The organism is Kocuria himachalensis (assembly GCF_054784195.1).
The window spans coordinates 1-26,374 of record NZ_BAAGPL010000018.1; the positions used below are offsets into that span (position 1 = coordinate 1).

Annotated in this window: 25 protein-coding genes; 5 read left to right on the top strand and 20 right to left on the bottom strand. The window is 74.2% G+C overall.

The window, feature by feature from the left end; genetic code table 11:
* The first annotated feature begins 98 nt into the window (after nucleotides 1-98).
* Nucleotides 99-701, top strand: a complete 603-nt coding sequence (locus ACYVM4_RS12125; protein ID WP_460668704.1) for a class F sortase — start codon at nucleotides 99-101, stop codon at nucleotides 699-701.
* A gap of 34 nt (nucleotides 702-735) precedes the next feature.
* Here ACYVM4_RS12125 and ACYVM4_RS12130 read toward each other — a convergent pair whose 3' ends face one another.
* The 6 genes from ACYVM4_RS12130 to leuC form a co-directional block, all read right to left on the bottom strand.
* Nucleotides 736-1,854 carry a D-alanine--D-alanine ligase family protein gene (locus ACYVM4_RS12130; RefSeq protein WP_460668705.1) on the bottom strand — a complete coding sequence of 373 codons (1,119 nt, stop codon included), beginning with the start codon at nucleotides 1,852-1,854 and terminating at the stop codon, nucleotides 736-738.
* Complete coding sequence (locus tag ACYVM4_RS12135) at nucleotides 1,851-2,972, bottom strand: NAD(P)H-dependent glycerol-3-phosphate dehydrogenase (protein ID WP_368822200.1); 1,122 nt, start codon at nucleotides 2,970-2,972, stop codon at nucleotides 1,851-1,853. Before ACYVM4_RS12135 ends, ACYVM4_RS12130 begins: the two co-directional genes overlap by 4 nt.
* Nucleotides 2,969-3,718, bottom strand: coding sequence for a lysophospholipid acyltransferase family protein (locus ACYVM4_RS12140; RefSeq protein WP_460668706.1), 750 nt, complete (start codon nucleotides 3,716-3,718; stop codon nucleotides 2,969-2,971). The genes ACYVM4_RS12135 and ACYVM4_RS12140 overlap by 4 nt, the downstream gene beginning before the upstream one ends.
* A gap of 13 nt (nucleotides 3,719-3,731) precedes the next feature.
* Nucleotides 3,732-5,048: a UDP-N-acetylglucosamine 1-carboxyvinyltransferase gene (murA, locus tag ACYVM4_RS12145; protein ID WP_368822202.1), complete on the bottom strand. Its 1,317-nt coding sequence runs from the start codon at nucleotides 5,046-5,048 to the stop codon at nucleotides 3,732-3,734.
* A 163-nt stretch (nucleotides 5,049-5,211) separates the two neighbouring features.
* Nucleotides 5,212-5,811 (bottom strand): 3-isopropylmalate dehydratase small subunit, encoded by a 600-nt coding sequence (gene leuD, locus ACYVM4_RS12150; RefSeq protein ID WP_368822203.1) that lies wholly within the window; start codon nucleotides 5,809-5,811, stop codon nucleotides 5,212-5,214.
* Between the two features lie 31 nt (nucleotides 5,812-5,842).
* Nucleotides 5,843-7,333 (bottom strand): 3-isopropylmalate dehydratase large subunit, encoded by a 1,491-nt coding sequence (gene leuC / locus ACYVM4_RS12155; protein ID WP_368822205.1) that lies wholly within the window; start codon nucleotides 7,331-7,333, stop codon nucleotides 5,843-5,845.
* A gap of 114 nt (nucleotides 7,334-7,447) precedes the next feature.
* On the opposite strand from leuC, the gene ACYVM4_RS12160 reads away from it, so the two are divergent.
* The gene (locus ACYVM4_RS12160; RefSeq protein ID WP_460668707.1) at nucleotides 7,448-8,260 is read left to right on the top strand and encodes an IclR family transcriptional regulator; all 813 of its coding nucleotides are present in this window, start codon (nucleotides 7,448-7,450) and stop codon (nucleotides 8,258-8,260) included.
* Between the two features lie 155 nt (nucleotides 8,261-8,415).
* Here the strand turns inward: ACYVM4_RS12160 and ACYVM4_RS12165 are convergent, their stop codons facing one another.
* The 14 genes from ACYVM4_RS12165 to ACYVM4_RS12230 all read right to left on the bottom strand — a co-directional run bounded on the left by ACYVM4_RS12165 (nucleotide 8,416) and on the right by ACYVM4_RS12230 (nucleotide 23,794).
* Nucleotides 8,416-10,104, bottom strand: coding sequence for a dynamin family protein (locus tag ACYVM4_RS12165; protein ID WP_460668708.1), 1,689 nt, complete (start codon nucleotides 10,102-10,104; stop codon nucleotides 8,416-8,418).
* Nucleotides 10,101-11,864, bottom strand: coding sequence for a dynamin family protein (locus ACYVM4_RS12170; RefSeq protein WP_460668709.1), 1,764 nt, complete (start codon nucleotides 11,862-11,864; stop codon nucleotides 10,101-10,103). Before ACYVM4_RS12170 ends, ACYVM4_RS12165 begins: the two co-directional genes overlap by 4 nt.
* 58 nt (nucleotides 11,865-11,922) lie before the next feature.
* Entirely contained in the window at nucleotides 11,923-12,756 is an 834-nt protein-coding gene (locus ACYVM4_RS12175) for an NADP-dependent oxidoreductase (protein ID WP_460668710.1), read from the bottom strand.
* Nucleotides 12,757-12,987: 231 nt separating this feature from the next.
* Nucleotides 12,988-13,395 carry a four-helix bundle copper-binding protein gene (locus ACYVM4_RS12180; protein WP_460668711.1) on the bottom strand — a complete coding sequence of 136 codons (408 nt, stop codon included), beginning with the start codon at nucleotides 13,393-13,395 and terminating at the stop codon, nucleotides 12,988-12,990.
* A 298-nt stretch (nucleotides 13,396-13,693) separates the two neighbouring features.
* Nucleotides 13,694-13,969 carry an SHOCT domain-containing protein gene (locus ACYVM4_RS12185; protein WP_368822212.1) on the bottom strand — a complete coding sequence of 92 codons (276 nt, stop codon included), beginning with the start codon at nucleotides 13,967-13,969 and terminating at the stop codon, nucleotides 13,694-13,696.
* A gap of 166 nt (nucleotides 13,970-14,135) precedes the next feature.
* Entirely contained in the window at nucleotides 14,136-14,840 is a 705-nt protein-coding gene (locus ACYVM4_RS12190; RefSeq protein WP_460668712.1) for an esterase/lipase family protein, read from the bottom strand.
* Nucleotides 14,837-15,628 (bottom strand): alpha/beta fold hydrolase, encoded by a 792-nt coding sequence (locus ACYVM4_RS12195; RefSeq protein WP_460668713.1) that lies wholly within the window; start codon nucleotides 15,626-15,628, stop codon nucleotides 14,837-14,839. Before ACYVM4_RS12195 ends, ACYVM4_RS12190 begins: the two co-directional genes overlap by 4 nt.
* Nucleotides 15,625-16,785 (bottom strand): glutamate--cysteine ligase, encoded by a 1,161-nt coding sequence (locus ACYVM4_RS12200; RefSeq protein ID WP_460668714.1) that lies wholly within the window; start codon nucleotides 16,783-16,785, stop codon nucleotides 15,625-15,627. The genes ACYVM4_RS12195 and ACYVM4_RS12200 overlap by 4 nt, the downstream gene beginning before the upstream one ends.
* Nucleotides 16,786-16,980: 195 nt before the next feature.
* The gene (locus ACYVM4_RS12205; protein ID WP_460668715.1) at nucleotides 16,981-18,501 is read right to left on the bottom strand and encodes a multicopper oxidase family protein; all 1,521 of its coding nucleotides are present in this window, start codon (nucleotides 18,499-18,501) and stop codon (nucleotides 16,981-16,983) included.
* Nucleotides 18,498-18,770, bottom strand: coding sequence for an SHOCT domain-containing protein (locus ACYVM4_RS12210; RefSeq protein ID WP_460668716.1), 273 nt, complete (start codon nucleotides 18,768-18,770; stop codon nucleotides 18,498-18,500). Before ACYVM4_RS12210 ends, ACYVM4_RS12205 begins: the two co-directional genes overlap by 4 nt.
* 79 nt (nucleotides 18,771-18,849) lie before the next feature.
* The gene (locus ACYVM4_RS12215) at nucleotides 18,850-19,530 is read right to left on the bottom strand and encodes a DUF305 domain-containing protein (RefSeq protein WP_460668717.1); all 681 of its coding nucleotides are present in this window, start codon (nucleotides 19,528-19,530) and stop codon (nucleotides 18,850-18,852) included.
* Between the two features lie 70 nt (nucleotides 19,531-19,600).
* A complete protein-coding gene (locus ACYVM4_RS12220) occupies nucleotides 19,601-21,640 on the bottom strand; it encodes a copper-translocating P-type ATPase (RefSeq protein ID WP_460668737.1) in 2,040 nt (679 codons plus the stop codon).
* Nucleotides 21,641-21,920: 280 nt separating this feature from the next.
* Nucleotides 21,921-23,075, bottom strand: coding sequence for a HAMP domain-containing sensor histidine kinase (locus tag ACYVM4_RS12225; protein ID WP_460668718.1), 1,155 nt, complete (start codon nucleotides 23,073-23,075; stop codon nucleotides 21,921-21,923).
* The gene (locus ACYVM4_RS12230) at nucleotides 23,072-23,794 is read right to left on the bottom strand and encodes a response regulator transcription factor (RefSeq protein WP_460668719.1); all 723 of its coding nucleotides are present in this window, start codon (nucleotides 23,792-23,794) and stop codon (nucleotides 23,072-23,074) included. The genes ACYVM4_RS12225 and ACYVM4_RS12230 overlap by 4 nt, the downstream gene beginning before the upstream one ends.
* A 206-nt stretch (nucleotides 23,795-24,000) precedes the next feature.
* On the opposite strand from ACYVM4_RS12230, the gene ACYVM4_RS12235 reads away from it, so the two are divergent.
* The 3 genes from ACYVM4_RS12235 to ACYVM4_RS12245 all read left to right on the top strand — a co-directional run bounded on the left by ACYVM4_RS12235 (nucleotide 24,001) and on the right by ACYVM4_RS12245 (nucleotide 26,354).
* A complete protein-coding gene (locus tag ACYVM4_RS12235; RefSeq protein WP_460668720.1) occupies nucleotides 24,001-24,393 on the top strand; it encodes a hypothetical protein in 393 nt (130 codons plus the stop codon).
* 122 nt (nucleotides 24,394-24,515) lie between these two features.
* Entirely contained in the window at nucleotides 24,516-25,772 is a 1,257-nt protein-coding gene (locus ACYVM4_RS12240; protein WP_460668721.1) for a heparan-alpha-glucosaminide N-acetyltransferase domain-containing protein, read from the top strand.
* A 150-nt stretch (nucleotides 25,773-25,922) separates the two neighbouring features.
* Nucleotides 25,923-26,354 carry an OsmC family peroxiredoxin gene (locus tag ACYVM4_RS12245; RefSeq protein ID WP_368822224.1) on the top strand — a complete coding sequence of 144 codons (432 nt, stop codon included), beginning with the start codon at nucleotides 25,923-25,925 and terminating at the stop codon, nucleotides 26,352-26,354.
* Nucleotides 26,355-26,374 lie beyond the last annotated feature (20 nt).

Consider the following 26,374-nt stretch of genomic DNA (forward strand, 5'->3'; position numbering starts at 1 on the left):
GGGCCGTGCCGGCGCCGCCCGCGGGGCGGCGCCGGCACGGCACCGCACCCGGTGCGACGCACAGGACGACAGCGCAGAGCAGACAAGGACAGCACCGCATGGCATCGAGCACCCTGACGGGGTCGCCGCGTCCCGCCCCGGCCACGGAGAGGGATCCGCTGGCGCCGCGAGCGGCCGTGATGACGCTGTGCGCCGCCGTGCTGTGGGTGGCGCTGATGAACCAGTGGTTCATCGCCCAGCACCTCCTGGGGCACGTGCCGACCGCCGCGTCGCCGGTACGCCTGAGCATCGACTCCGTCGGCTTCGACGCCGACGTGCTCCCCTACGACCCGACGGACGAGGACCTCGCGGGCGGCTCGCTCGTGCCGCCGCAGACCTACAGCGGCTACCGGCTCACGCCGTACGGGATGCCCGGCGAGGGGTCGACGAACACCACGTACATCGCCGGGCACAGCTACGACAAGCTCGAGCTGCCCTTCAACAAGCTGAGCGACCCGGCGCTCGTCGGGCAGGAGCTCGAGGTGGAGACCGTGGACGGGACCCTCGACTACGTGGTGGACTCGGTGACCACCTACGAGAAGGACACGCTGAAGGACAGCGAGATCTGGCGGGTCGTCCCGAACCGCATCGTCCTGATCAGCTGCTACACCCAGGACGCGGTCGGCAGGAACGTCGTCGTCACCGCCTCGCCCGCACCGTGAGCCGGGGGCTCCGCGCCCGGCGCCGTGCCGCGGTTCAGCGCAGCCCCACCGGCCGTTCCAGGGCGAGGCCCAGGAGCTCGTCGATCAGCCCCGCGTAGTCGAGCCCGGACGCGGCCCACATCCGCGGGTACATCGAGATCGGCGTGAACCCGGGCATCGTGTTGACCTCGTTGATGACCACCCGCCCGTCGGGGGTGTAGAAGAAGTCCGCACGGCACAGGCCCTCCCCGTCCAGCGCCTCGAAGGCGGTCACGGCGCTGCGGCGGATCTCCCCGATCGCCTCCTCCGGCAGGTCCGCGGGGCAGCTGAGCCTCGCGGAGGCCTGCGAGACGTACTTCGCCTCGAAGTCGTAGAACGCGTGCTCGTCGACGATCTCGATCTCGCCCGGCATGGAGGTCCGGGCGGCGCCGGTCCCGCGGCCCTGGAGGACGGCGCACTCGATCTCCCGCCCCACGATCCCCGCCTCGACCACCAGCTTGCGGTCGTGCTCGCGGGCGGTCTCGATCGCGGCGTCCAGCTCCTCGGCGCGGTCCACCTTGGTGATGCCGAAGGAGGACCCCGCGCGCGCGGGCTTGACGAACACGGGGAAGCCCAGGGCGGCGATGCGCTCGCGCACACCGTGGGGGTCCACGGCCCACTGCCGGTCGGTCACCACGGTGTAGGGGCCCACCGGCAGGCCCGCCGCCTCGAAGGCGAGCTTCATGAAGTGCTTGTCCATGCCCACCGCGGAGGCGGTGACGCCGCAGCCCACGTAGCGCAGGTCGGCGAGCTCGAGCAGGCCCTGCAGGGTGCCGTCCTCGCCGAAGGGCCCGTGCAGCAGGGGCAGCACCACGTCGATGTGCCGGTCCCGGCTGACGGTCTGCCCGCAGGGACCGTCCTGGCGCACGATGAGCTCGCTCTCCCCGACCTTCAGCGGCAGGCTCACCAGCGCGTCGCCCACGGGCAGCTCGGCGATCGGGTTCGCGTCGAGCAGGGCCTCCAGCTCCTCCTGGGGGCAGAGAAACCACTCGCCGGAGGCGGCGATGCCGACGGTCACCACGTCCCACTTCTCCCGGTCGATGGCGCGCAGGACGCCGCGGGCCGTGATGAGGGAGATGGCGTGCTCGCTGGAGCGTCCGCCGAACAGCACGGCGACGCAGGGGCGGGGGGTCATGGGGCGGTCCCTTCGGATTTGATCTCGCGGCCCAGCAGCAGCGGGGCCACGTCGTCGATGGTGATCTCCTCGCGGAGGATGGCCACGACGGCCTCGGTGATGGGCATGTCGACGCCGTGGCGGCGGGCCAGGGCGAGCACGGCCGGGGCGGACTTGATGCCCTCGGCGGTCTGGGTCATCTCCTCCTGGACCTCCGCGGGGGTGAGGCCCAGGCCGAGGAGCCGGCCCGCGGTGCGGTTGCGGGACAGCGGCGATGAGCAGGTGGCCACGAGGTCCCCCAGCCCGGCCAGGCCGGAGAGGGTCTCCAGCCTCCCGCCGAGGGCGAGCGCGAGCCGGGTGGTCTCGGCGAGCCCTCGGGTGATGATGGAGGCCTTGGAGTTCTCCCCGAAGTGGCGGCCGTCGGCGATGCCCACGCCGAGGGCGATGACGTTCTTGACGACACCGCCGATCTCGGTGCCCACCACGTCGGTGTTCGTGTAGGGGCGGAAGTAGCGGGTCCGGCAGGCGTGCGCCACCCAGGTGGCCAGTTCCGCGGCGGTGGCGGCGACGACGGAGGCCGTGGGCTGCTCCTCCGCGATCTCCATGGCCAGGTTCGGCCCGGAGAGCACGCACGTGCGCGCCCGCCAGTGCTCGGCGCCCAGGCCCGTGTCCCGCCCCAGCTCCTCGGCGACCACCTCGCTCATGCGCAGCCCCGTGTCCCGCTCGAGACCCTTGGCGAGGGACAGCACCACGGCGTCCCGCTCGAGGTGCCCGGCCACGGCGGCCAGCTGGGCGCGCAGGGACTGGGCCGGCACGGCGAGGACCACGAGGTCCGCCCCGCGCACGGCGGCGGCGAGGTCGGCGGTGATCTCCAGGCGCTCGGGCAGCCGGATGCCGGGGACGTAGCGGTCGTTGACGCGGGTGCGCGCGGTGTGGTCCATCGCGGGGGTGCTGCGTCCCCACAGCGCCACGGTCCGTCCGACCGGCTCGGCGCGGGCGTGCGCGGACTCCCGGGCGCTGTCGGCGAGGATCTTGGCGAAGGTCGTGCCCCAGGACCCGGCGCCGAGGACGGCGATCCTCCGCGGCCCGGCGGCGGGCAGCCCGGCGGGGAGCAGGGCGGTGGTCTCGGGCCTCGTCACAGGCGGCCTCCTCGGCGGCGGTCCCACGGGGCGGCCGGCGCGTCCGTCCCGCGCAGCACGGCCAGTTCCCGGGTCACGGCGCGCATGACGGCGTCGGTGGCGTCCTCGAGCTGGACCGCGTGACGGCCCACCGGATGGGTCAGGTCCGGGACGTCGTCACGCCACGGCGTGAGGTCCACGGGCGGTCCGATCCGCACGCGCACGTCCTTCCGGGGGAAGAGGCTGACCGTGCGCCGGCCGGTGGAGCGGTCGTGGTCCAGCACCTCCTGGTCGCCCCAGTGCGCGATCGGGACCACCGGGACCCCGGTCGCCAGGGCCAGGCGCGCGGCACCCGTGTGCCCGGTCATCGGCCACCGCTCGGGGTCGCTGGTGAGGGTCCCCTCGGGGTAGATCACCACGGCGCCGCCGGAGGCGAGCTCGGCGCGGGCGGCCGTGAGCGCCGCCGCGGCGTCGGCCGTGCCGCGCAGCACGGGGACCTGGCCCGTGGCCCAGAGCACCGCCCCCACCCCGGGGGCGCGGAACAGCGACTCCTTCGCCAGGAACCGCGGCATGATCCCGTTGTCGTAGAGCGTGATGGCGACGGTCAGGGGATCGAGCTCGGTGAGGTGGTTGGGCACCACGATGAACCCTCCCTCGGCGGGCAGGTGCTCCTCCCCCGTCCAGCGCAGCCGGGCCACCAGCCGGTAGGCCGGCTTGACGACGCCCGCGAGCACGCGGAACAGGCGGCGGTTCGAGGTGCGGCTCATCGGCGGGCCCGACTCACGCGCCGTCGAGCTCGAACGACGCCCCGAGCCCCGTCAGCTTGTCGGTGAAGTGCTCGTAGCCGCGTTCGATGAGCTCCACGCCCGTGACGTGGGACGTGCCCTCGGCGGCCATCGCCGCGATGAGGTGGGAGAAGCCGCCGCGCAGGTCGGGGATGTTGATCTCGGAGGCGTGCAACGGGGTGGGCCCGGAGATCACGGCCGAGTGCACGAAGTTGCGCTGCCCGAAGCGGCACGGCACGGAGCCCAGGCACTCGCGGTGCAGCTGGATCGTGGCCCCCATCCGGTTGAGGGCGGCGGTGAAGCCGAAGCGGTTCTCGTAGACGGTCTCGTGCACGATGGACACGCCCGTGGCCTGGGTCAGGGCGACCACGAGCGGCTGCTGCCAGTCGGTCATGAAGCCGGGGTGCACGTCGGTCTCGACGATGAGCGGGTTGAGGTCCCCGCCGGGGTGGAAGAAGCGGATGCCGTCCTCCGTGATGTCGAGGCCGCCGCCGATCTTCCGGAAGGTGTTGAGGAAGGTCATCATGTCGGACTGCCGGGCCCCGGCCACGAAGATGTCGCCGCCGGTGGCGAGCGCGGCGGAGCCCCAGGACGCCGCCTCGATCCGGTCGGGCATGGCCCGGTGCCGGTAGCCGGTCAGCTCGGGGACGCCCTCGATGCGGATCACCCGGTCGGTCTGGACGGTGATGATGGCGCCCATCTTCTGCAGGATCGCGATGAGGTCCATGATCTCGGGCTCGGTGGCCGCGCCGCGCAGCTCGGTGTGGCCGTCGGCCCGGGTGGCGGTGAGCAGCACCTGCTCGGTCGCGCCGACCGAGGGATAGGGCAGCTCGACCTTGGCGCCGTGCAGTCCGTGCGGGGCGCTCATCCGGATCCCGGACTCCAGCTTCTCGACGCGAGCGCCGAAGTGGCGCAGCACGTCGAGGTGGTAGTTGATGGGCCGGTCGCCGATCTTGCACCCGCCGAGGTCGGGGATGAACGCCTCGCCGATGGCGTGCAGCAGGGGCCCGCACAGCAGGATCGGGATCCGGGAGTCCCCGGCGTGGGCGTCGATGTCCGCGTGCCGCGCCGTGGTGACGTTGCAGGGGTCCAGGGACAGCCGGCCGTCCTCGCGCCCCACGTCGACCCCGTGCAGCGCCAGCAGGTTGGTGACGACCTGGACGTCCTTGATCTGGGGCACGTTCGCCAGGACGGACGGTGTCGAGCCCAGGAGGGCGGCCACCATGGCCTTGGGGACGAGGTTCTTGGCACCTCGCACGGTGACCTGCCCGGACAGGGGGATCCCGCCCGTGATGTGCAGTGCGCTGCTCATGACCTTCCGATCTGCTGTTGCCGGGCCACCCCCGAGCGGGAGCGGCACCCGTACAGTGTAGGTTCCCCGGCGCGGGCCCTCGCACAGGGGCGGGCGTGTCCGGGACAGCACGAGGCCCGGCGGGCCGTGGCGGGCTCCGCCGGGCCGTGCCGGGGCGGCGAGGTCAGGTGCGGGCGGGCAGCGTGGTCGGCTTGAACGCGGGCCGGCGGGCCTCGTAGGCAGTGATGTCCTCCTCGCGCTGGAGGGTCAGGCCGATGTCGTCCAGGCCCTCCATCAGGCGCCAGCGCGTGTAGTCGTCGATGGCGAACGGCACGGTGACCGTGTCGCAGGTCACGGTGCGGGACTCGAGGTCCACCTCGATCTCGGTGCCGGGGTGCTCCTCGATCAGCTTCCACAGCAGCTCGACGTCGGCCTGGTCCACCTGCGCGGCCAGCAGGCCCTGCTTGCCCGAGTTGCCGCGGAAGATGTCCGCGAACCGGGAGGAGATCACGGCCTGGAAGCCGTAGTCGCGCAGCGCCCACACCGCGTGCTCGCGGGAGGACCCGGTGCCGAAGTCGGGTCCGGCCACCAACACCGAGCCGTGCCGGTAGGGCTCCCGGTTGAGCACGAAGTCCTCGTTCTTGCGCCAGGCGGCGAACAGGGCGTCCTCGAAACCGGTCTTGGTGATCCGCTTGAGGTAGACGGCCGGGATGATCTGGTCGGTGTCCACGTTGGACTGGCGCAGCGGGACGCCGACACCCCGGTGGGTGGTGAACTTCTCCATGGGAGGATCCTTCCTGGGTTCGAGGTGCCGGTCAGGCCGGGATGGCGACGTCGCCGGGGACGTCGAGGTCGGACGGGGAGGACAGCGTGCCACGGACCGCGGTGGCGGCGGCCACCACGGGCGAGACGAGGTGGGTGCGCCCGCCCTTGCCCTGCCGGCCCTCGAAGTTGCGGTTCGACGTCGAGGCGCACCGCTCCCCCGGGGCGAGCTGGTCCGGGTTCATGCCCAGGCACATCGAGCAGCCCGCGAAGCGCCAGTCCGCGCCGAACTCCTTGAAGACCCGGTCCAGGCCCTCGGCCTCGGCCTGCAGCCGCACCTTGGCGGAGCCGGGCACCACCATCATCCGGACGTTGGCGGCCTTGGCGCGGCCCTTGACGATCTCCGCCGCCGCCCGCAGGTCCTCGATCCGGGAGTTGGTGCAGGAGCCCAGGAAGACGGTGTCCACCGGGATCTCCTTCATCGGCGTGCCGGCGGCCAGGCCCATGTACTCCAGGGCCCGGCGGGCGTTGGCCTTGTCGTTCTCGTCCCCGATGTCCTCGGGGTCGGGCACGGACTGGGACAGCGGGACGCCCTGGCCGGGGTTGGTGCCCCAGGTGACGAACGGCTCGAGCTCGTCCGCGTCGAGGAAGACCTCGGCGTCGAAGACGGCGTCCTCGTCGGTGCGCAGGGTCCGCCAGTACGCCACGGCCGCGTCCCAGTCGGCACCGGCCGGCGCGTGCGGGCGGCCCAGCACGTAGTCGAACGTGGTGTCGTCGGGGGCGATCATGCCCGCCCGCGCGCCGGCCTCGATCGACATGTTGCAGATGGTCATCCTCGCCTCCATGGACAGGGCGCGGATGGCCGAGCCCCGGTACTCCAGGACGTAGCCCTGTCCGCCGCCGGTGCCGATCTTCGCGATCACGGCCAGGATGATGTCCTTGGCGGACACCCCCGGGCGCAGCGTGCCCTCGACGTTGATGGCCATGGTCCGGAACGGGGCCAGCGGCAGCGTCTGGGTGGCCATCACGTGCTCGACCTCGGAGGTGCCGATGCCGAAGGCCAGCGCGCCGAACGCGCCGTGGGTGGAGGTGTGGGAGTCACCGCAGACCACGGTCATCCCGGGCTGGGTGAGCCCCAGCTGGGGACCCACCACGTGCACGATGCCCTGCTCGGCGTCCCCGAGCGGGTGCAGGCGCACACCGAACTCGGCGCAGTTGGCCCGCAGGGTCTCGATCTGCTTCCGGGAGGTGTCGTCGGCGATGCGGGAGAAGATGTCCTGCGTGGGCGTGTTGTGGTCCTCCGTGGCGATCGTCAGCTCGGGACGGCGCAGCGGTCGGCCCGCCAGGCGCAGCCCTTCGAAGGCCTGCGGCGAGGTGACCTCGTGGAGCAGGTGCAGGTCGATGTAAAGCAGGTCCGGCCGCCCGTCCTCGCCCTGGCGCACGAGGTGGTCCGCCCAGACCTTCTCGGCGAGGGTTCGCCCGCCCGCGGCCCCGGAGGCCGTGGCGGAGGTCGTGGAGGGGGTCGAGGACTGGTAGTCCGGCATGGCGGATCCTTCCGTGCTGCCTGTGCAACGTGTTTCCTCCATGGTCGGTGCCCGGGTCGCGCCGGGCCACCTTTCGGGCTTGCTTCTCACATTCTGAGACGGCAGTATCAACCCATGGACACATCTGGACACATGGATCCGTCCGGCGCGCCGCTCGGCACGCCCCTCGGCGGGCAGGGCACCGGGGGGGCGCTCGCGCTGACGTCGACCACCGCCCCCAGCGGCGTGGGGGTGGTCGACAAGGCCGCGGTGATCCTCGACGCCCTCGAGGCCGGCCCGGCGACGCTCGCCCAGCTGGTGAGCGCCACGGGGCTCGCCCGTCCCACCGTGCACCGGCTGGCCGTGGCGCTGGCCCACCACCGGTTCGTGGGCCGGGACATCCAGGGCCGGTTCGTGCTCGGCTCCCGGCTCGTGGAGCTGGCGTCCGCGGCCGGCGAGGACCGCTTGATCGCCGCCGCCGGCCCCGTCCTGATGCACCTGCGGGACGCCACCGGGGAGTCCGCACAGATCTTCCGCCGGCAGGGCGACTGGCGCGTGTGCGTGGCCTCCGCCGAGCGGCCGATCGGGCTGCGGGACACGATCCCGGTGGGCACGCAGCTGTCGATGAAGGCGGGCTCCGCCGCGCAGGTGCTCGTCGCGTGGGAGGACCACGACCGCCTGCTCGAGGGACTGCGCCACGCGCGGTTCTCCGCGACCGTGCTGGCCGGGGTGCGCCGCCGGGGCTGGGCGCAGTCGCTGGGCGAGCGCGAGCCGGGCATCGCCTCCGTCTCGGCGCCGGTGCGGGGGCCCTCGGGCCGGGTGATCGCCGCGGTGTCGATCTCCGGGCCGATCGAACGGCTCACCCGTCAGCCGGGCCGGCTGCACGCCGAGGTCGTGGTGCAGACGGCGCGCCAGCTCACGGAGGCGGTTAGGGCCACCGCCCAGTAGCCGGACCCCGGCAGCCACGCCGATGGCCTCCGCCCCGCGGCGGGCCCACCGTCCTCGGGGGTCCGCCGCGGTCCGGAGGCCGTGGGGGCGTTCGGACCGCCCCGCCGAGGGCCGCCCCGGCGGGGCGTCGTCCACGGCGTCACCGTGCCCGGGGCTCAGCCGCGCAGGAGGGACAGGGCCTTCCGGAAGGCGGCGAAGGCGTCGAGCTCCGCCCGCACGGGTTCGACGACGGTGCGCCGGCCCGTCTCGGCCACCGACGCGCGCAGCCGGCGCCGCACCGAGCGCTCCCGCATCCGGGCGCCGAAGCCGGCGAGGATCCGGCCGGTCAGGGCCACGAAGATCCCGAGCACCACCCCGGCGAGGACGAGCAGCGTGGGCACGGGCAGCGGGAAGCCCTCGACGTACGGGGGCGGCGGGGCGGGGATCTGGAACCACTCGAGCAGAAACATCCCCAGGAGCCAGAGCAGGCCCACGACCACCGCGAGCATCGCGAGCCACTGGACGACGTCGAGGACGAGCCACCACCACGAGTTCCGTCCGGCCCGGAAGTCGGTGCGGGCGACGGCCTGGTCGATCGCGTCCGGCAGCCTCTGCTCGTGGGTGCGCGCGGCCTGCCGGACGGACCGGGTCCACGGCTCCGCGGCCCCGTCCGCGGCGTCGTGGGCGAAGGTGCGCACCGCGGAGTCGGCCGCCGCCCGCTGGGCGGCGGCCATGGGCGGCAGGGACGTCCGGTTGATCTCCGGGTTCACGGTCCCGCCCCGGTCGAGGTTCAGCCGCCGCATCGGGTCCTTGCGGAACTTCAGCAGCCACCGGGTGGGGATCCACCCGGTGTGGCCCGCGGCGTGCAGGGCGTAGGACCTCCCGGCGGCCCGGGCGATCCCGGGCACGTTGGCGGCCTGCGCCAGGCCGTCGGTGAGCCGCTCCTGCGCCGGCTCGGTGATCCCGGCCGGCTCCCCGTCACCGGAGGCCTCGGCGAGCCGCTCGGCGGCGTCGTCCACGTCCGCGTCGAGCCGGGCGCCGGCCGCGGCCCGGGTGTCCGCCACCTGACGGATCCGGGCGCGGAGGGCCTCGACGCCCTCCCCCGTCACCGCGGAGACGGCCACCGGCTTCGAGAGCCCGGTGGTGGGCAGCCCGTCCTGGGCCACGAGCTCCTCGAGGGAGGCCATCACGGCGGGGACCTCCGCGGGCGGCAGCCGGTCCACCTGGTTCATCACCACCATGGTCACGGCCCCGTGGCGGGCCAGCGGCGCGATGAACTCCTGGTGGATGATCGCGTCGGCGTACTTCTGCGGGTCCACGACCCACACCACGACGTCGACCATGCCGACGAGGCGCTGCACGATGGTGCGGTGGTGCAGGCTCACGGAGTCGAAGTCCGGCAGGTCGAGGAGGATCAGCCCGCCGGGCCCCTCCGGTGCGGGGGCGCCCGTGATCCGCTCCTTGACGCGCGTCCACCGGCCGGTGTCCTCGTGCGCCATGGGCAGGGGCGTGTCGACGTGGTGGCGCTGGGAGACGCCGAGCCAGTCCAGCAGGGCCTCGCTGCCCTGCTCCCCCCAGACGGCGGCCAGCGGCTCCGAGGTGGTGGGGCGGCGGGCCGCGGACCGGGCGATGTCCCGCCCCACGACCGCGTTGAACAGGGTGGACTTCCCGGAGCCGGTCGCCCCGAAGAAGCCCACCACGGTGTGGTCGGCGGACAGGGAGCGCCGCTCGGCGGCGCGGTCCAGGACGGTGCGGGACGCCGCCACGGCGTCCTCGTCGAGGCGGCCGGAGGCCAGCTCGGTGGCGCGCGCGAGCGCCGTGAGCCGCTCGGAGAGGGTGGGGGCGCTCTGCCGGGCGGGGCTCACCGGCTCTCCCCCAGCGTGCGGCCCGCGGTGCGGATGCGCTCGGCCACGGCCGCGAGCTCGTTCGCCTCCGGGTGCCCGTCCAGGACGTCGAGGCGCCGCAGGAACACGGACGCCTGCTGGTCCATGAGCGTGTGGATCCGGGACTCGAGGTTCTTGCGGGCGTCCTCGGCCATCCGCCGCACGGCGTCCTCCCCGAAGACCGCCTCGAGCAGCTTGGTGCCCACCACGCCGGAGCCGCCGGCGATGCCGACCTCCAGTCCGGTGAGCCCGCCCGTCATGGAGAACACGCCGATCATGAGGATGACGGTCAGCGCGTTGACGCCCAGGGACATGGCCCGCGCCTTGGTCCGCTTGTCCGCGCCCTCCCGCTGGATCAGCTCCATGAGGTCGCCCTGCCAGGCGCGCACCTGCTCGGCCGTGCGCTCGCGGAAGTCCGGGGGCAGGGAGCCGAGGTCGGACCCGCCGAGCAGGACCCGGCCGGCGGGCTCGTCCTGCCAGCGGCGCTCCGCGGTCTCGGAGGCGCGGGCGGCCTCCTCGACGATCACGGTCTGCAGGCCGGTCTCGATGGCCTCCTCGACCTGCACCTCGGGCGCGGGCTTCCCGCTGAGGAAGGCGGTGAGCCGGTCGCGCATCCGGCCGATCCCGGCCTCGAGGTTGCGGAAGAACTCGCCGGTGCCCACGAAGTCCTGCCAGCGGGCGAGGACCTCCCCGCGCAGCAGCATCCCGTCGCGGGTCGACTCGACGACGGCGGTGAGCGCCTCGTCGAAGGCACGGTCCACGTCGTTGCGCAGCTGCGCCTCGACGCGCTGCTGGGAGAGCACCGCGGTCCCGGCCGCGCCGGTGCGCTCGGCGATGGAGCGCACCGCGCCGCCGAGGGTCCGGCGGGCGATCTCCGAGCGGGAGGCGGCGTTGCGGCCCAGCTCGGCGAGGAAGTCCACGACGGGGGCGACGACGTGGGGCGGGAGCATGCCCATCTCGTTGAGCGGTGACTCCGGGACGGTGAACACGGGGGCGTCGCCGAGGCCCTGCTCCGCGAGCATCCGCCGGAGGTCGTCCTCGATCTCGGCCTCCAGCCCGTGCGGGACCCGGTCGAGGACCACGGCCACCGTGATGTCCCGCTGGGCGGCCTCGACGAGCAGTCGCCACGGCACGGCGTCGGCGTAGCGGTTGGCGGTGGTCACGAACAGCCACAGGTCGGCGGCGGCGAGCAGCTGTCCCGCGAGCCGGCGGTTCTCGTCGGAGATCGAGTCGACGTCCGGGGCGTCGAGCAGGGCGACGCCCTCGGGGATGCGGGGCTCGGCGAGCAGCACGAGGGCCTGGCCGTCCGCGGTGCCGGGCAGCGCGGACGGGGAGGCGGTGTCCGCGGCGGTCGAGCCGGCGGGGGTGACCTTCTGCGCGTGGATGCGGCTCAGGTGCGGGAGCACCCGCTGGGTGGAGAACGCCTCGGCGTCGCGCGGGTGGTGGATCAGGATGGGCTGCCGGGTGGTCGGGCGGATGGCCCCGGACCGGGTCACGGGGTGGCCCACGACCGCGTTGACCAGGGTCGACTTGCCGGCGCCCGTGGACCCGCCGACCACCGCGAGCAGTGGCGCGTCGAGGGAGCGCACCCGGGGCAGCACGTAGTCGTCGAGCTGGGCGACGGCTCGGTCGATGTCCTCCCGCTCGTGCAGCACGTTGGTCGTGGACAGCGGGAGGTTCGACGCCGCGAGCAGCGCCCGCGCGTCCTCGAGGGCGCTCAGGATCTCTGTCTGGTCGGTCACAGGGCCATTGTGCCAGTAAGCCTGCTGTGCACCTACGCGACGCGGGGCAGCCGGGGGCTCACGGCATCCGGACGGCGATCTTGCCGCGGACGTGCCCCTCCTGGCTGAGCCGGTAGGCCTCCACGGCCTCGGCCAGGGGAACGCTGCGGGCGAGCTCGACCCGGAGCGCCCCCCGGTCCACCAGCCGGCTCAGTTCGGTGAGGTCCTCGGCGGACGGCCGCACCCACATCCACGTCCCGCCGTGGGCCTCGACGGCGTCGTCGGCCACGGAGGCGTGCCGCCCGCCGTCCTTCAGGACGGCGAGGGTCTGCTCGACGACCCCGCCCACGAGGTCCACGACGACGTCCACGCCCTCGGGCGCCAGCTGCCGGACCCGCTCGGGCAGCCCCTCCCCGTAGACCACCGGCTCGGCGCCCAGGCCGCGCAGGTAGTCGTGGTTGGCCTCCGACGCGGTGCCGATCACCCGGGCGCCCCGGGCCACGGCGAGCTGCACGGCGTAGCCGCCCACGCCGCCGGAGGCGTTGTGCACCAGCACGGTCCGGTCCGCGGCGACCTCCAGGCGGCCGAGCACCTGGTAGGCGGTCAGCCCGGCGAGCGGGAGGGACGCCGCCCGGTCCCAGTCCACGGAGGCCGGCTTCGGCGCGAGCAGGCGGGAGGGCAGGGCCACGTACTCGGCCATCGTCCCGCCGTGCACCCAGTCGGTGCGCGCGTAGGAGATCACCTCGTCGCCGGGGGCCCACTCGGGCACGTCGATGCCGACGGACTCCACGACCCCGGACACGTCCCAGCCGGGCACCACCGGGAACTGGACCTCCATGAGCGGGTCGAGGCCACCGGCCATGATCTTCCAGTCGACCGGGTTGATCGCGGCGCTGCGCACCTTCACGAGCACCCAGCCCGGGGGCACCTTGGGCTCGGGCAGATCGGTCAGGTCAGTTCCAGGACCTCGGGGCCGCCGTAGCGGGCGTACGTCAAGGCCTTCATGCTTCGCGCAACCAGGTGTCCCGGGGATCTGTTCCCGAGCGCGGGTCGGCGGCCCGGCTCCCGCAGGTCATCCGCGGCGCAGGCGGCGAGGACCGCCTCGGGGGCCTCCCGGCGCCGGGGAACCACCGGGACGCCGGGCTCAGCCCAGGGACGCGAGGAGGTCGGCGCAGGCCTGCTCGCAGCGGCGGCACGCCTCGGCGCAGACCCGGCAGTGCTCGTGCATGCTCGCGTGCTGCTCGCACTCGTCGCCGCAGGACCCGCAGGCGGTCCGGCACGCCTCGAGCGCCGCGCGGGCGACCTCGGCGTTGTCGCCGGTATGGCGGGAGAGCACGCTGCCGGTGCTCGCGCAGACGTCGGCGCAGTCGAGGTTCTTGCGGATGCAGGTGGTCAGCTCCGCGACCATGTCCTCGGCCAGGCAGGCGTCGGCGCAGGCGGTGCAGGTCTGGGCGCACTCGAAGCACGCCGCGATGCACGCGGCCAGCTTCTGCTGGTCGATGCCTCCCAGGTCCTTCGGGTAGGTCTCGAGCATCGAGGTCACGTGGGTCATGGTCCCGCTCCTTCGTCCGATCGACGGCCTGTCGTCGCCGGCCGCTCGTTCCGCGGTGCCGGCACCGGGCGCGAGGCTGCCACGCCCCGTGCGACCGACGGTAGGCTTTCCGGTCCACCGGGTGAACCCCGGGGCGCTGAAGATTCGATGAGGCCTTCGGCACCGCCGCCGGAGCACGGCGGAGCGGACCGCAGGGCCCGCTCGCCGGGAACGGCCTCGGTCCCGCCCGGTGAGTCGGGGCACTGCCGGTCCCGCCCGGTGAGTCGGGGCACTGCCGGTCCGGGAGGTTCGGGGGCGTTCACGGGCCGGAGCGGCCCTCCTGCTCGAGCAGCCGCAGCCGCTCCCGGTACTCGTCCTCGGTGAGCTCTCCGGCGGCGTGGCGCTCCAGCAGGCCGTCGCGGGCCCGGCGCAGGCCGAGCCGGGTGCGGGACCTGCGGCCCCACCGGGTGTTCTGCCCGTAGCGTGCCACGAGCCACCGGACGCCCCGCGCCACGGTCCACGCCGCGGCCGCGACCAGCAGGGCCCAGGACATCACCTCCCAGCCCTGGAAGGGCGTCAGTCCCAGTCCGACCACGGTCCCACCCGTCTCTCCGACGTCGTCCGTCGTTCCTGCCCCCGGCGCCCGTCATGGGAGCTCTCGGTGGCCGAAGAGTAGCAGTCGCCTCCGACGGCACCGGGCCGGGTCCGCGCCGGCCGGGACGGGTCGACGACGCCCGGGGGGCGCGGTGCCGCCGGCGGGGTCAGCGGGCGAGCGTGCCGATCCCCTCGAGGATCGCCTCGTGCACGCGCGGGTCGCTCAGCGGCAGGAAGTGCCCGCGCGTGCCGAGCTGGACGTTGTGCGCCCCCTCGAGGCGGCTGCCGCCCGGGATGTGGGGGTCGAAGAGGCCGTAGACGGAGACGATGCGCTGGTTGACCTCCCGGCTGGTGGTCAGCGCGGTGAGCTCCGGGGAGTGCGGCAGGAACACCCGGATCGCCGGGAGGGGCAGGAGCCTGGCGAGCTCGGAGCCGGAGAAGGGGGTGTTGACGGCCACCAGACCCTGGATCGCGGTGCGCTCGTTGTGGTGGGCCAGGAGGTACTTGCCGATCAGCCCGCCCTTGCTGTGCGCGACCAGCACGCAGCGCTCGAGCCCCTCCCGCCGGATGTGCTCGTCGACCAGCGCCGCCATCTCCTCGATGGTCCCGGTGTTGAACCTCAGGTCCTCCACCACGTGGACGTCGTGGCCGTGCTCCCGCAGCAGCCCGGCCACCGGGAGCAGGAACGTCCACGACTCGTAGATCCCGGGGATCAGCAGGACCGGCGTCCGACCCGGCTCTCCCGCGCCCCGGTAGTGCGCGGGGTCCCAGCGGCCGAGGAGCCCGGCGGCCTGCCACCGGACCGCGTAGACGTAGTCCCGGGCCCAGGCCGTGAGGTTCGTGCCCGTCTCGCCCAGCCGGCGCGGGATCATGCCGGGCTCCCGGGACGGGGACCGGGTCGGCAGGACTCGAGGAAGGGTGCGCATGCGGCGGCGAGCTCCTGGGGGTCGGTGTGCTGGACGTTGTGCGGGGCGCCGGGGATCTCGAGGAAGCCGGCGTCGGGGGCCGTCCGGGCCAGGCGGCGCGCCCAGTCCCGCTGGGCGATGGGGTCGCGGGAGCCGCGCACGACCAGCCCGGGGGGCGTGCAGCCCCGGACGTCCTCCTCGATCCGGTCGCGGAGCATGTGCTGGGCCGTGCGCAGGTAGCGGAGCGGGCCCATCCGGAGGTAGTCGAGGGCGACCACGGCGTTGGTGCGCGGCGGCTCGCGCAGGGTGTCCCGCAGCAGCCGCCACCCCTGGTGGAGCAGGGTACGTGCGGTGGGGTCGACGGTCGGTCCCACCAGCACGTAGCCGGCCCACCGGCCGGGGTGGTCCTTGACCGCGTCCACCACGATCTGGCAGCCCATGGAGTGGCCGACGACGACGGGAGCCTCCAGCCCCAGCGCCTCGACCGCGTCCGCGACCACGCGGCCGAGCTCGGGCGGCGTCAGGGCGCGCGGGGGGCGGGGTGCCGTGCCGTAGCCCGGCAGGTCCAGGGCGTAGATGTCGTGCGTGGCCGCGAGCGCGTCCGCGAAGCGCAGGAAGTAGTGGCCCGACATGCCGACGCCGTGCACGAGGACCACCGGGGGCCGCGCCGGGTCGAAGGTCCCGCGCACGTCCACCGGGTGGGTGCCGGCGACGACGCGCCGCCGCTCGAGCCGGGGGTGCCGCCGCAGCCTCATCGGTGGGTCTCCTCGAGCGCCAGGCGCACGACGTCGAGCGGGTCCTGCCGCGCGGCGAAGGCCGCGCGCTGCCACCGGGCACCGGAGCCGTCCCGCACGACGCGGGCCACCACGGACTCCACCAGCTCGGCCTCGCCCCACTCCGCGAGCACGGGGTGCACGAGGGCGAGCAGCTCGGCCACGACGTCCCCGCCCGGGGCGGGCGCGGCGGAGGCCGGGCTGATCAGCGGTCCCTCGACGCCGGCCCTGCTGGCCTGCCAGGACCAGGTCCGCAGCTGCGCCGCGCTCACGGGCGGCGCCGGGAGACCCGCCCGCCACTGACGGGCGGCCGTCTCGACCAGCGCCCGGGCGAGGGCGGCCAGCACCCCGGCCTGCTCCGCGTCCAGGCACACGTCCGTGATCCGGATCTCCACGGTGGGATAGCGGGCGGAGAGCCGGGCGTCGAAGTAGATCATGCCGAGGTCGAGGGGCACCCCGGAGCGCAGCAGGGCCTCGCGCTGCCGGTCGTGCTCGTCGACCGTCCCGAAGACCTCCGTGGGACCGGAGGTGGGCCAGCGCACCCAGGCCTGGTAGCGGTAGCTGCTGAAGCCGGTCTCCCGGCCGTACCAGAACGGGGAGTTGCCGCTCAGGGCGAGGAGGACGGGGAGCCACCCGCGGATGCGGTCCAGCACGGCCACGCCCTCCTCGCGGCTGCCGACGCCCACGTGGACGTGCAGGCCACAGGTCAGCTGCTCGGCGGCCACCAGCCCGAAGCGCTCCTGGAGCCACCGGAAGCGCGGCGCGGGAACGAGGTGCGGGGCTCCCGCCCCGACCGGTGAGGCGAGGGCGACGGCGCGCGCGCCCACCGCGCGGGCGGCGGCGTCGGCCAGGGCGCGTCCCTGCCGGATGGCGGCGACCTGGTCGGCGAGACCGGTCAGCGGCGGGCCTGCGACCTCGATCTGCTCCTGCTGCAGCTCGGTGGTGACCGCGTGGGCCGGCGCCGTCGCCGGGGAGGAGCCGACACCGGCGGCGTGCGCGCGCACGGCGGCCACGCCCGCGGCGGCGGGCTCCAGCGTCACGGCGTCCACGAGGAGCAGTTCCTCCTCCACGCCGAAGGTGCGGGTGGGGGCGGTGGTCCCTGCGGGGGACGGGTGCGGGAAAACGGTGATCACCACCATCCGGGACGGGCTGGAGCGCTGCGGACGGGCAGGGCGGGAGGCCCCGCCGTCGTCGCCGGGGTCCCCGGCTCACTGCGGAGCGTAGCACCGAGGACCTGCCCGGCGGATCCGCACACGGCGGCCGCGGTGATCGGCCGCGGCGTGGAGCGGGCCGCCCTGGACCGGCTCGCCCACCGGCCACTCCGCCACCGCTGCTCAGCGGGCCTCGAGGGTGCCCATCATGCCGAGGTCCTCGTGGTCGAGGATGTGGCAGTGGAAGACGGAGCGGCCGCCGAAGTCCTCGAAGGCCACCCGGACCGTGACCTGGCCGAAGGCCGGGACGTTGACCACGTCCTGCCACCGCGCTCCGGAGACGTCGCGGCCCTCCTCGGCCACGACCTGCATCGGCCACACGTGCAGGTGCACCGGGTGGTCCATGGGGCTGGAGTTGGTCAGGGTCCACTCCTCCACGGCGCCCACCCGGACCCGCTGGTCGGTGCGCTCGGCGTCGAACTCCTGCCCGTCGATCGTGAAGGACATCATCCGGCCCGGGCCTCCCCCGCCGCCCATCATGCCTCCGCCCATGCCGCCCATGGCGAAGTCCAGGGTGCGCCGGGCCGCGACCGGCTCCTCGCGCAGGTCCCGCAGGGACGGGCCCGGGGGCACGGGGTCCAGGTGCCCGGCCGGTTCCCCGGCGACCTCGAGGCTGAGCAGGTCGACGGGCTCGCCGCTGCCGGGGTCGTCCCCGGGCCCGCCCCGGCCCGACGTGCCGTCCATCGTGCCGCCCATCATGCCGCCCATCATCCCGGCCATGCCGCCCCGGTCCACCGGGGCGGCCACCAGGGTGGAGGTGCCCTCACGGGTGTCCACCAGCAGCTCCACCCGGTTGCCCGGCGCCAGGGTCACCTCGGTGACCCCGACCGCCTCGGGCAGCCGGCCGAGGTCGCGGCCGGACAGCCGCAGGGTCTGGCCGTCCAGGCTCAGGCGCAGGAACCGGGACGGGCAGGCGTTGACGACCCGCCACAGCTCCCGCTCCCCCGGTGCCGCCGTGGCCGAGGGGCGGAGCCGGCCGTTGACCAGCACCGTCTCGCCCTCCCGGCCCCTCATCCGTTCCATGGGCGTGACCTCGGCGAGGTCGCCGGAGCCGTCCAGGGTGAGGTCGGAGATCACCAGCACCCGCTCCCGGGCGACCGGGACGGGGTCGGGGTCCTCGACGACGATGGTGCCGTAGAGACCCGCGGCGAGCTGGTCGGCGACGTGCCCGTGGTGGTGCGGGTGGTACCAGTAGGTGCCCGGCGGGTGGTCGTCCGGCAGCACGTACTCGTAGTCGAAGGACTCCCCGGGCCCGATGCTCACGAAGGGGTTGTCCCCGTGGCCCTCCGGGGAGACGTGCAGACCGTGCACGTGCAGGTTCGTCGGGGCCTCCAGCCGGTCGGTCATCGACACCCGGAGCGTGTCCCCGGCCCGGACCCGCAGGGTGGGCCCGGGCAGCGAGCCGTTGAACGCCTGCACGTGCGCCTCCCGCGCCCCGATCCGCACCCGGGCGGGGGCGGCCTCCAGGGCCAGGTCCAGGACGCCGTCGCGGCTGGAGAGCACCTCCGGCTGCACCAGCTCCCGGCCGCCGCCGAGGGCCTGGCCACCGCCGCCGGTGCACCACAGCCCGGCCCCGCCCACGGCAGCGGCCCCGGCCCCGGCCGCGCCCAGGGCCAGCAGCTGCCGGCGGCTCAGCGGGCTCACCGCTCGCCCTCCTCCAGGGTCCGCAACCGCTCCCGGAACTCCTCGGTGCTGATCTCCCCGCGGGCGTAGCGCTCCTCGAGGATCTCCCGGGACCGGCGCGGACCGCCGCCCGTCGGCGGCGGCGCGGTGCCGCCCTGCCGGGTCCCGCCCGGGTTCCCGGTGAACGCCTTCACCAGCACGAGCACCAGCACCACCGTGCCCACGATGAGCAGGAGCCAGAACAGCCACATCCAGCCCATGCCCCCTCCCATGCCGTCGCCCCACATCATCACGGTCCTCCTTCGTCGATCGGTTCGTCGGTCTCCGCCGGCTGCCGCACAAGCGCGACGACGCCCGGGGCCAGGACGGTCAGGAGCCCTTCGACAGCGCCTGCCGCATCGTGTCCATCTCGGCGATCTCCGCCTCCTGGGCCTCGACGATCTCCCGCGCCAGCTCGAGGGCCTGCGGGTTCGTCCCGTCCTCGACCTGGTTCCGGGCCATCTCGATGGCCCCCTCGTGGTGGGCGGTCATCTGCTCCAGGTACAGCTCGGCGGCCTCGGGACCCTCCTCGGCCTCCCGGAGCCGGTTCATGCCCTGCTCGTCGACCATGCCCGAGCCGTGGCCGCCGTGCTCGGCCGCCGAGGCCTCCGGGACGGCCGGGGCCTCCCACGCGGCGAGCATGGCCCGCATCTGCTCCATCTCGGGCCCCTGCGTGTCGACGACCCGCTCGGCGAGGTCGCGGACCTCTCCGGGCACGGAGTCCTTGCCGAGCAGGATCTCGCTCATCTGCACGGCCTGCTCGTGGTGCGGGATCATCATCTGGGCGAACATCACGTCCGCGTCGTTGTGCTCGGCGGAGATCTCCCCCGCGGCCCCGGAGACCGGCCCGGTGCTCGTGGCCCCGGGTGCGGAGGCGGCCGGGGCGGACGTGGCCGGGGCGGCGGTCTGCGGGCCCGTGCCGGCGCCCTGCTCCGGGCTGTCGGTGCCGCATCCGGCCAGGGCCAGGGCGGAGGCCAGGGCGACAGCGGTGAGGGTGGTGGATCGCTTCACGAGGTGTCCTTTTGTCGGTGTGGTGGTCTGTCGGTGTGGTGGTCTCCTGGTGCGACGGTCGGGTGGGTCGTCAGGAGGTGGACGGCGCGGGGCGCCGCTCTGGGGCAGGAGCCTGCCGGTCGGTGCGGACGGTGCCGTCGGTGCCGGCCAGGTGCGCCGGGTCCAGGTCGAGCCGGCGCAGCAGCTGGGCGTTGAGCGCCACCACGATCGTGGACACCGACATCAGCACCGCCCCGACGGCCGGGGACAGGACGACACCGATCGGGGCGAGCACGCCGGCGGCCAGGGGCACGGCGATCACGTTGTAGCCGGTGGCCCACACGAGGTTCTGGATCATCTTGGTGTAGCTGGCCCGCGACAGGTCGATCATCGACAGCACGGCCCGGGGGTCGTTGCCCGCCAGGACGACGCCTGCCGACTCCATGGCCACGTCGGTCCCGGCCCCGATCGCGATCCCGACCTCGGCCCGGGCCAGGGCGGGGGCGTCGTTGACGCCGTCGCCGACCATCGCGACCGTCATCCCCCGGGACTGGAGCTCGAGGACCTTGCTGTCCTTGTCCTGCGGCAGGACCTCGGCGAAGACCTCGTCGATGCCCAGACCACGGCCGACGGCCTCGGCGACCTGGCGGGCGTCGCCGGTGATCATCGCCACGCGCACCCCCCGGTCCTGGAGGGCGGCCACGGCCGCGCGGGACTCGGGCCGGACCTCGTCCTCCAGTGCCAGCGCCCCGATGACCTGCCCGTCCCGGAGGACGTGGAGCACGCCGGCGCCGCGCTCCACCCATCCCCGGGTGGTCGCGGTGATCGTCGCCGGGGTGGACATGCCGAGCTCGCGCAGCATGTTGGGCCCGCCGACCAGGACCTCGGACCCGTCGACAGCGGCCTTCACCCCGCGGCCGGTGGCCGCGGTGAAGCCGGTGCCGTGCAGCCCCAGCCGGGACGCCTCGGGGTCCTGGGCGGCGGCGGTGACGATGGCCCGGGCGACGGGGTGCTCGCTGTCGGCCTCGGCGGCCGCCGCCCAGGCCAGCAGCTCACCCTCGGAGACCCCGGGCGTGGGGGCCGTGCCGGTGACCGCGTGGGCGCCCGCGGTGAGGGTGCCGGTCTTGTCGAAGAGCACCACGTCGATGGTGCGCATCCGCTCCAGGGCCATCCGGTCCTTGATCAGCACCCCGGCGCGGGCGGCGCGCTCGGTGGAGATCGCGATGACCAGGGGGATGGCCAGCCCCAGGGCGTGCGGGCAGGCGATGACCAGCACGGTGACGGTGCGGATCACCGCGTCGTCGGGCTGCCCGAGCACCGTCCAGGCGATGGCGGTGAGGATGCCGGCGGCCAGGGCGAACCAGAACAGCAGCGCGGCGGCACGGTCGGCCAGGGCCTGGGCCCGGGAGGAGGACTCCTGGGCGACCGCGACCATCCGCTGGATCCCGGCCAGGGCGGTGTCGGCCCCCACCGCCTCCACCCGCACGCGCACGGTGTTGTCGGTGGCCACGGTCCCGGCCACCACGGTCTCGCCCACGCCGCGGGCGACGGCCCTGGACTCGCCGGTGATCATGGACTCGTCGAACTCCGCTGTCCCGTCGACGATCTCCCCGTCCGCGGGGACACGGGCTCCGGGGCGCACCAGCACGACGTCGCCCACGGCCAGCTCGGTGACGGCCACGGTGACGGTGTCCCCGTCGACGACCTTCTCGGCCTCGTCGGGCAGGAGGGCGGCCAGGGCGTCCAGGGCGGAGGACGCCGCCCCGAGAGCGCGCATCTCCATCCAGTGGCCCAGCAGCATGATGACCACCAGCAGGGCCAGCTCCCACCAGAAGTCGAGGTCGAACCCGCCGATCCCCAGGGTCGTCACCCAGGAGGCGACGAAGGCGACGGTGATGGCCATGGCGATCAGCAGCATCATCCCCGGCTGCTTCGACCGCAGCTCGGTGAGCCCTCCTCTGAGGAAGGGGGCCCCGCCCCAGAGGAAGATCACCGTGCCCAGCACCGGAGGGATCCAGGCGGCCCCCGGGAACTCGGGGACGTGGTAGCCCAGCAGGTGCCCGACCATGGGGCTGAAGACCACCACGGGGAGCGCCAGCACGAGACTGAGCCAGAACCTGTTCCGGAACATGGCCGTGGAGTGCCCGGCGTGCTCGCCGTGGGTGTGCACGGCATGGTCATCGTCCACGGCGGAGTGGGCGTGGTCGTGGGGCATGGCCTGTCCGTGGGTGGCGGCGTCGGCGGGGTGACGGGTGCGGGTGTCGTCCGGAACGGCGTGGCGGCCGTGGGACTGCGGGATTCTCATGGTGCTCCTTTCCGCGGCGGCCGGGTGCCGCGGGTTCGGCAGCACCCGGGAAGAGCTCTCACTTTATACCCCCTAGGGGTATCCAGCAAGAGGGCTGCGTTCGTCGTCACGGCACCACCGGCCTGTCCCGCTCGACGCCGCCCCCGGCGCCGGGCACCGTCAGGACGAACACCGATCCGCCCCCCGGACCGGGCGAGGCGGCCGTGAGGGTGCCGCCGTGGGCCCCCACGATGGTCCGGGAGATGGTCAGGCCGATGCCGGAGCCTCCGTGGTCGCGGTCCCGCGCGGTGTCCCCGCGGCAGAAGCGCTCGAAGACGTGCGGGAGCTGCTCCGACGTCATGCCCTCGCCCGTGTCGGCGACCCGGATCACCACGTCCCCGGAGGGGCCTCCGCACGCACCGAGCACCACCTCCCCTCCGGGCGGGGTGTGCCGCAGGGCGTTGGAGAGCAGGTTGCCGAGGACCTGGCCCATGCGCTGCCGGTCCACGAGCACGGTCCCCGCGACCGGCTCCCCGGCCGGCTCCACCTCGACGCGCAGGGTCACACCGCGGTCGGCGCCGGCCTCCAGCGCGGCGTCGGCGCCCGCGTGCAGCAGCCGGGCCACCGGGACGTGCTCCCGCTCCAGCACGATGCGACCCTCCTCGGCGCGGGAGACGTCGTCGATGTCCTCGATCGGCCGGGTGAGCCGGGCGAGCTGCTCGCCCATGACGGTCCCGGTGGACCCGTCGAACGTGGCGACGCCGTCCTCGAGGCCCTCCAGGTACACCGCGAGCACCGCGACCGGCGTGCGCAGCTCGTGGGCGAGGTCGGGGAGCATCCGGCGCCGGACGTGCTCGGTGCGCTCGAGCCGGGCGGCCATGGTGTTGAAGGACTCCGCGAGCGCGTCGACCTCCGCCCCGGCGCCCATGGGCGGCACCCGGGTCCCGTAGCGGCCGCCGGACATGTCCTCGGCGGCGTGGGTGAGCTCGGTGAGCGGGCGACGCAGCCGGCGGGTGAAGGACGACGCCACGGCCAGCGCGCAGAGCAGGGCGGTCAGCAGGGCGACCCCGAGCGTCCACAGGCTGGCGTCACGGTAGGCACGCTCCGCGTGGAAGAGCTGGGAGGAGCCGGGCTCCGTCCCCGCCCGCAGGAGGTGCTCGTGGAACAGCGGCGGGCCGGCCAGGGACGCCACGACCGCCGCGGCGAGCACGCTCGCGACCACCACGAGCAGCTGGGCGAGCAGGAAGCTCGCGGCCAGTCCGCGCTCGCGCGGCGGCCTCACGGCGACACCATCCGGTAGCCGATCCCGCGGACGGTGTCGACCCAGCGGGGGCGGGCGGGGTCGTCCCCGCTCTTGCGGCGCAGGTGACCGATGTGGACGTCCACGATGTGCTCGTCCCCCACCCAGGCGGGGTCCCACACGACGTCGATGAGACGCCGGCGGGACAATGCCTCGTGGGGGCGCGTCGCGAGGGCGGCCAGGAGGTCGAACTCGGTGCGCGTGAGGGCCGCCGGCACTCCGGCCACCCGCACCTGACGGCCGGCGACGTCGACCTCGAGGTCCCCGAACACGAGCGGTGCCCCGGGCCGCACCACGGGCGCCCCGGTGCGCGGGCGCCGCATGACCGCCTGCACGCGGGCCACGAGCTCCCGGACGCTGAAGGGCTTCGTGATGTAGTCGTCGGCGCCGACCGCCAGGCCGGCGAGCTTGTCCTCCTCGTCCCCCCGTGCCGTCAGCATCAGGACGTAGCACTCGGCGGACGCCCGGATCCGCCGGCACACCTCGATCCCATCCGGCCCCGGCAGCCCGAGATCCAGGACCACCACGTCCGGCAGCTCCGCCCGGGCGGCCGCCAGGGCACCGGGACCGGTGTGCGCCTGGACGACCGCGTAGCCGGCCCGCGCCAGGTAGGAGGCGACCATGCCCGCGAGGGCCTTCTCGTCGTCCACCACCAGCACCCGCCCGGCCGCAGGAGCGGAGGCCACGACAGGGATGTCCATGCCTCCAGTCTCCCCCCGGCCCGCGCCCCGGGAGCACGGATCGGCCGTCCGGGAGCGGATCTTCGTCAAATCTTGAGCGAGCGCCCGGTATCGCGCTTGCAGTCCGACCATAAGGTGCCTTATGGTTTCCGGGCACCTGGAAGAACAGTGTGCTCGTCGACCATCGGGCGGCGCGGCGGTCCCCGCCCCGTGAAGGAGCGAACCCCGTGCAGCGCAAGATCTCCGTCCTCGTCGAGGTGGACCCCGACGGCCGGTGCGTCCGGGTGAGCGTGACCGGCGCCCTGACCCGCACGAACCAGCAGGCGCTGCACCCCGTCCTGCGGCGGGCCCGCACGACGCTCCCCGCGGCGAGGGTGAGCGTGGACCTCACCTGCGTGCACGAGCTCGAGCCGACCGCAGTGGACCTGCTCCGCCGGGCCGTCGAGCACGACGGGACCCTGCGCGAGGCCGTGGAGGTCCTGGCGCCCGAGGCGGAGCCCGCCGAACCGGCCGCGGCCGCCCTGGACGCCCGGCGCCGGATGCGGGCCAAGATCCTGCACCGCCGCTGCGCCGGACTGCCCGTGCCGCCGCCCGGCCTCGAGCTGCACGCGGCCTCCTGAGCCTTCCGGCGCAACGTTGCCGCGACCACCGGCACGGATGCGAAGATTGGCGGCAGTGCACACGACATCCTTCAGCGCGACCCACCGTGGGACCGGGGATGAGGAACAGGACGGCGGGACCCATGAACGACCACCCTACGAGGGACCGGACGGCGGAGACCGTCGGCGGGCTCGACCCCCGCCGGTCGGCCGGGCGCCTGGTCGCCGTGGACGCCGCGCGGGGACTGGCTCTCGTCGGGCTGACGGCCGTCCACTTCCTGCCGCAGTCCTACCCCGACAACGACCGGCCCACGCTGTCCTGGTTGCTGTTCGCCGGGGACTCCGCGGCGCTGTTCGCCCTGCTCGCCGGCGTCAGCCTGGCCTTCTCCACCGGCGGGCGCAGGCCCCGCAAGGGCCGGGAGCTCACCGCCGCCCGCGCCGGGATCGTGGTGCGCGCGCTGCTGATCATGGCGGTCGGGCTGACCGTCGACTACCTGTTGCCGGAGGACCCGCCGGCCGTCAACATCCTGGTCCACTACGGGCTCTTCTTCCTGCTCGCGCTGCCCTTCCTCGGGCTGCGGGCGCGGACCCTGTTCCTGTGCTCGGGCGCGTTCCTGCTGCTGGGGCCCTTCCTGATCCACTGGCTGGGCGACGTGGTGCCGGAGCACAGCGCCGCCAACCCGACGTTCGCCCATCTGGTCACCGAACCGGTCGCGCTGTTCTGGCAGCTCACGCTCACCGGCACGTACCCGGCCGTGACGTACATGGCGTACCTGCTGGCCGGGCTGGCTTTCGGCCGGCTCAACCTCAAGAGCCTGCGTCTGCAGACCCGCCTCCTGGCCGCGGGGCTCGGTCTCGCGGCCCTCGCCAAGCTCGTCTCCTGGGTGCTCCTCTACGGCATGGACGGCTACAACGTCCTGCTCTACAGCATCGCCTCCCTGACCCGGGCGGACCTGGACCACATCATCGTGTTCGGCGCCGGCGAGCCGTTGCCGACCTCCTCGCTGTGGTGGCAGGTGCTCTCCGCCCCGCACACCAACACGCCCCTCTCGGTGGCGTGGAGCCTCGGCGTGAGCATGGCGGCGCTCGGCGCCTGCCTGCTCGTCGGGCGGGAGTTCGGCAAGTGGTTGCTGCCGCTCACGGCCATGGGGGCCATGACCCTGTCCCTGTACACGGGACAGCTGGCCCTGCTCGCCACCGAGGTCCACTACAGCAGCCCGCTGCTCTGGTTCGTCGCCTGCCTCGTCGTCTCCGCCCTCGTGGCGCTCGCCTGGCGGCACGCGTTCGGGCGGGGCCCGCTGGAACGGATCGTGTCCGGGGCGGCGCACGCGACCGCCCGTGCCGTCGCCGACCGCGGGACCTCCCGCGGCCCGGACACCCCCCGGAAGCCCCTGGGCTAGCACGTGCCGGTCAGGTCCGGCCGGCACGCGCCGACGGCTGAAACACGGCCCCGGCCGGTCGCACGCGGCACGGGATCCGTTAGCGTGACAGCAGCGCCGTCCGGCGCCGGCAGTCGGAGCGTCCGCCTGCCGTGGACCTCAGGAGGAACTATGCCGAAACCCGTCGTCAGCAAGGCCAGCACCGTCTGGACCGGCGATCTCTTCAACGGCTCGGGCACCACCAGCCTCAGCGGCTCGGGCCTGGGCCCCTTCGACGTGGATTGGGACACGCGCGCGGAGAGCGGCGCCGGGCCCAGGACGAGCCCCGAGGAGCTCCTGGCCTCGGCGCACGCCACCTGCTTCGCCATGGCGTTCTCCAACATGCTCGCCCAGAACGACACCCCGCCGACCCGCCTGGACTCCTCCGCCGAGGTGACCTTCGTGGCGGGCGAGGGCGTCAAGGGGGTCAAGCTGACCGTCGAGGCGCAGGTGGAGAACATCTCCCCGGAGGACTTCGCGCGCATCGCCGAGGAGGCCAAGGCCGGCTGCCCGATCTCGCAGGCGCTGTCGGTGGACATCACCCTGGACGCCTCGCTGGCCTGATCCGGCCCCCGGCTCCGCCG

What these genes read in the sequence shown, in the direction of transcription:
- ACYVM4_RS12160 (WP_460668707.1), top strand. Translation starts at nt 7,448, where the DNA reads ATGGACACATCTGGACACATGGATCCGTCCGGCGCGCCGCTCGGCACG.
- ACYVM4_RS12210 (WP_460668716.1), bottom strand. Translation starts at nt 18,770, where the DNA reads ATGATGTGGGGCGACGGCATGGGAGGGGGCATGGGCTGGATGTGGCTG.
- ACYVM4_RS12195 (WP_460668713.1), bottom strand. Translation starts at nt 15,628, where the DNA reads ATGAGGCTGCGGCGGCACCCCCGGCTCGAGCGGCGGCGCGTCGTCGCC.
- ACYVM4_RS12200 (WP_460668714.1), bottom strand. Translation starts at nt 16,785, where the DNA reads ATGGTGGTGATCACCGTTTTCCCGCACCCGTCCCCCGCAGGGACCACC.
- ACYVM4_RS12190 (WP_460668712.1), bottom strand. Translation starts at nt 14,840, where the DNA reads ATGATCCCGCGCCGGCTGGGCGAGACGGGCACGAACCTCACGGCCTGG.
- murA (WP_368822202.1), bottom strand. Translation starts at nt 5,048, where the DNA reads ATGAGCAGCGCACTGCACATCACGGGCGGGATCCCCCTGTCCGGGCAG.
- ACYVM4_RS12125 (WP_460668704.1), top strand. Translation starts at nt 99, where the DNA reads ATGGCATCGAGCACCCTGACGGGGTCGCCGCGTCCCGCCCCGGCCACG.
- ACYVM4_RS12230 (WP_460668719.1), bottom strand. Translation starts at nt 23,794, where the DNA reads ATGGACATCCCTGTCGTGGCCTCCGCTCCTGCGGCCGGGCGGGTGCTG.
- leuC (WP_368822205.1), bottom strand. Translation starts at nt 7,333, where the DNA reads ATGCCGGACTACCAGTCCTCGACCCCCTCCACGACCTCCGCCACGGCC.
- ACYVM4_RS12130 (WP_460668705.1), bottom strand. Translation starts at nt 1,854, where the DNA reads ATGACCCCCCGCCCCTGCGTCGCCGTGCTGTTCGGCGGACGCTCCAGC.
- ACYVM4_RS12180 (WP_460668711.1), bottom strand. Translation starts at nt 13,395, where the DNA reads ATGACCCACGTGACCTCGATGCTCGAGACCTACCCGAAGGACCTGGGA.
- ACYVM4_RS12245 (WP_368822224.1), top strand. Translation starts at nt 25,923, where the DNA reads ATGCCGAAACCCGTCGTCAGCAAGGCCAGCACCGTCTGGACCGGCGAT.
- ACYVM4_RS12140 (WP_460668706.1), bottom strand. Translation starts at nt 3,718, where the DNA reads ATGAGCCGCACCTCGAACCGCCGCCTGTTCCGCGTGCTCGCGGGCGTC.
- leuD (WP_368822203.1), bottom strand. Translation starts at nt 5,811, where the DNA reads ATGGAGAAGTTCACCACCCACCGGGGTGTCGGCGTCCCGCTGCGCCAG.
- ACYVM4_RS12220 (WP_460668737.1), bottom strand. Translation starts at nt 21,640, where the DNA reads ATGTTCCGGAACAGGTTCTGGCTCAGTCTCGTGCTGGCGCTCCCCGTG.
- ACYVM4_RS12240 (WP_460668721.1), top strand. Translation starts at nt 24,516, where the DNA reads ATGAACGACCACCCTACGAGGGACCGGACGGCGGAGACCGTCGGCGGG.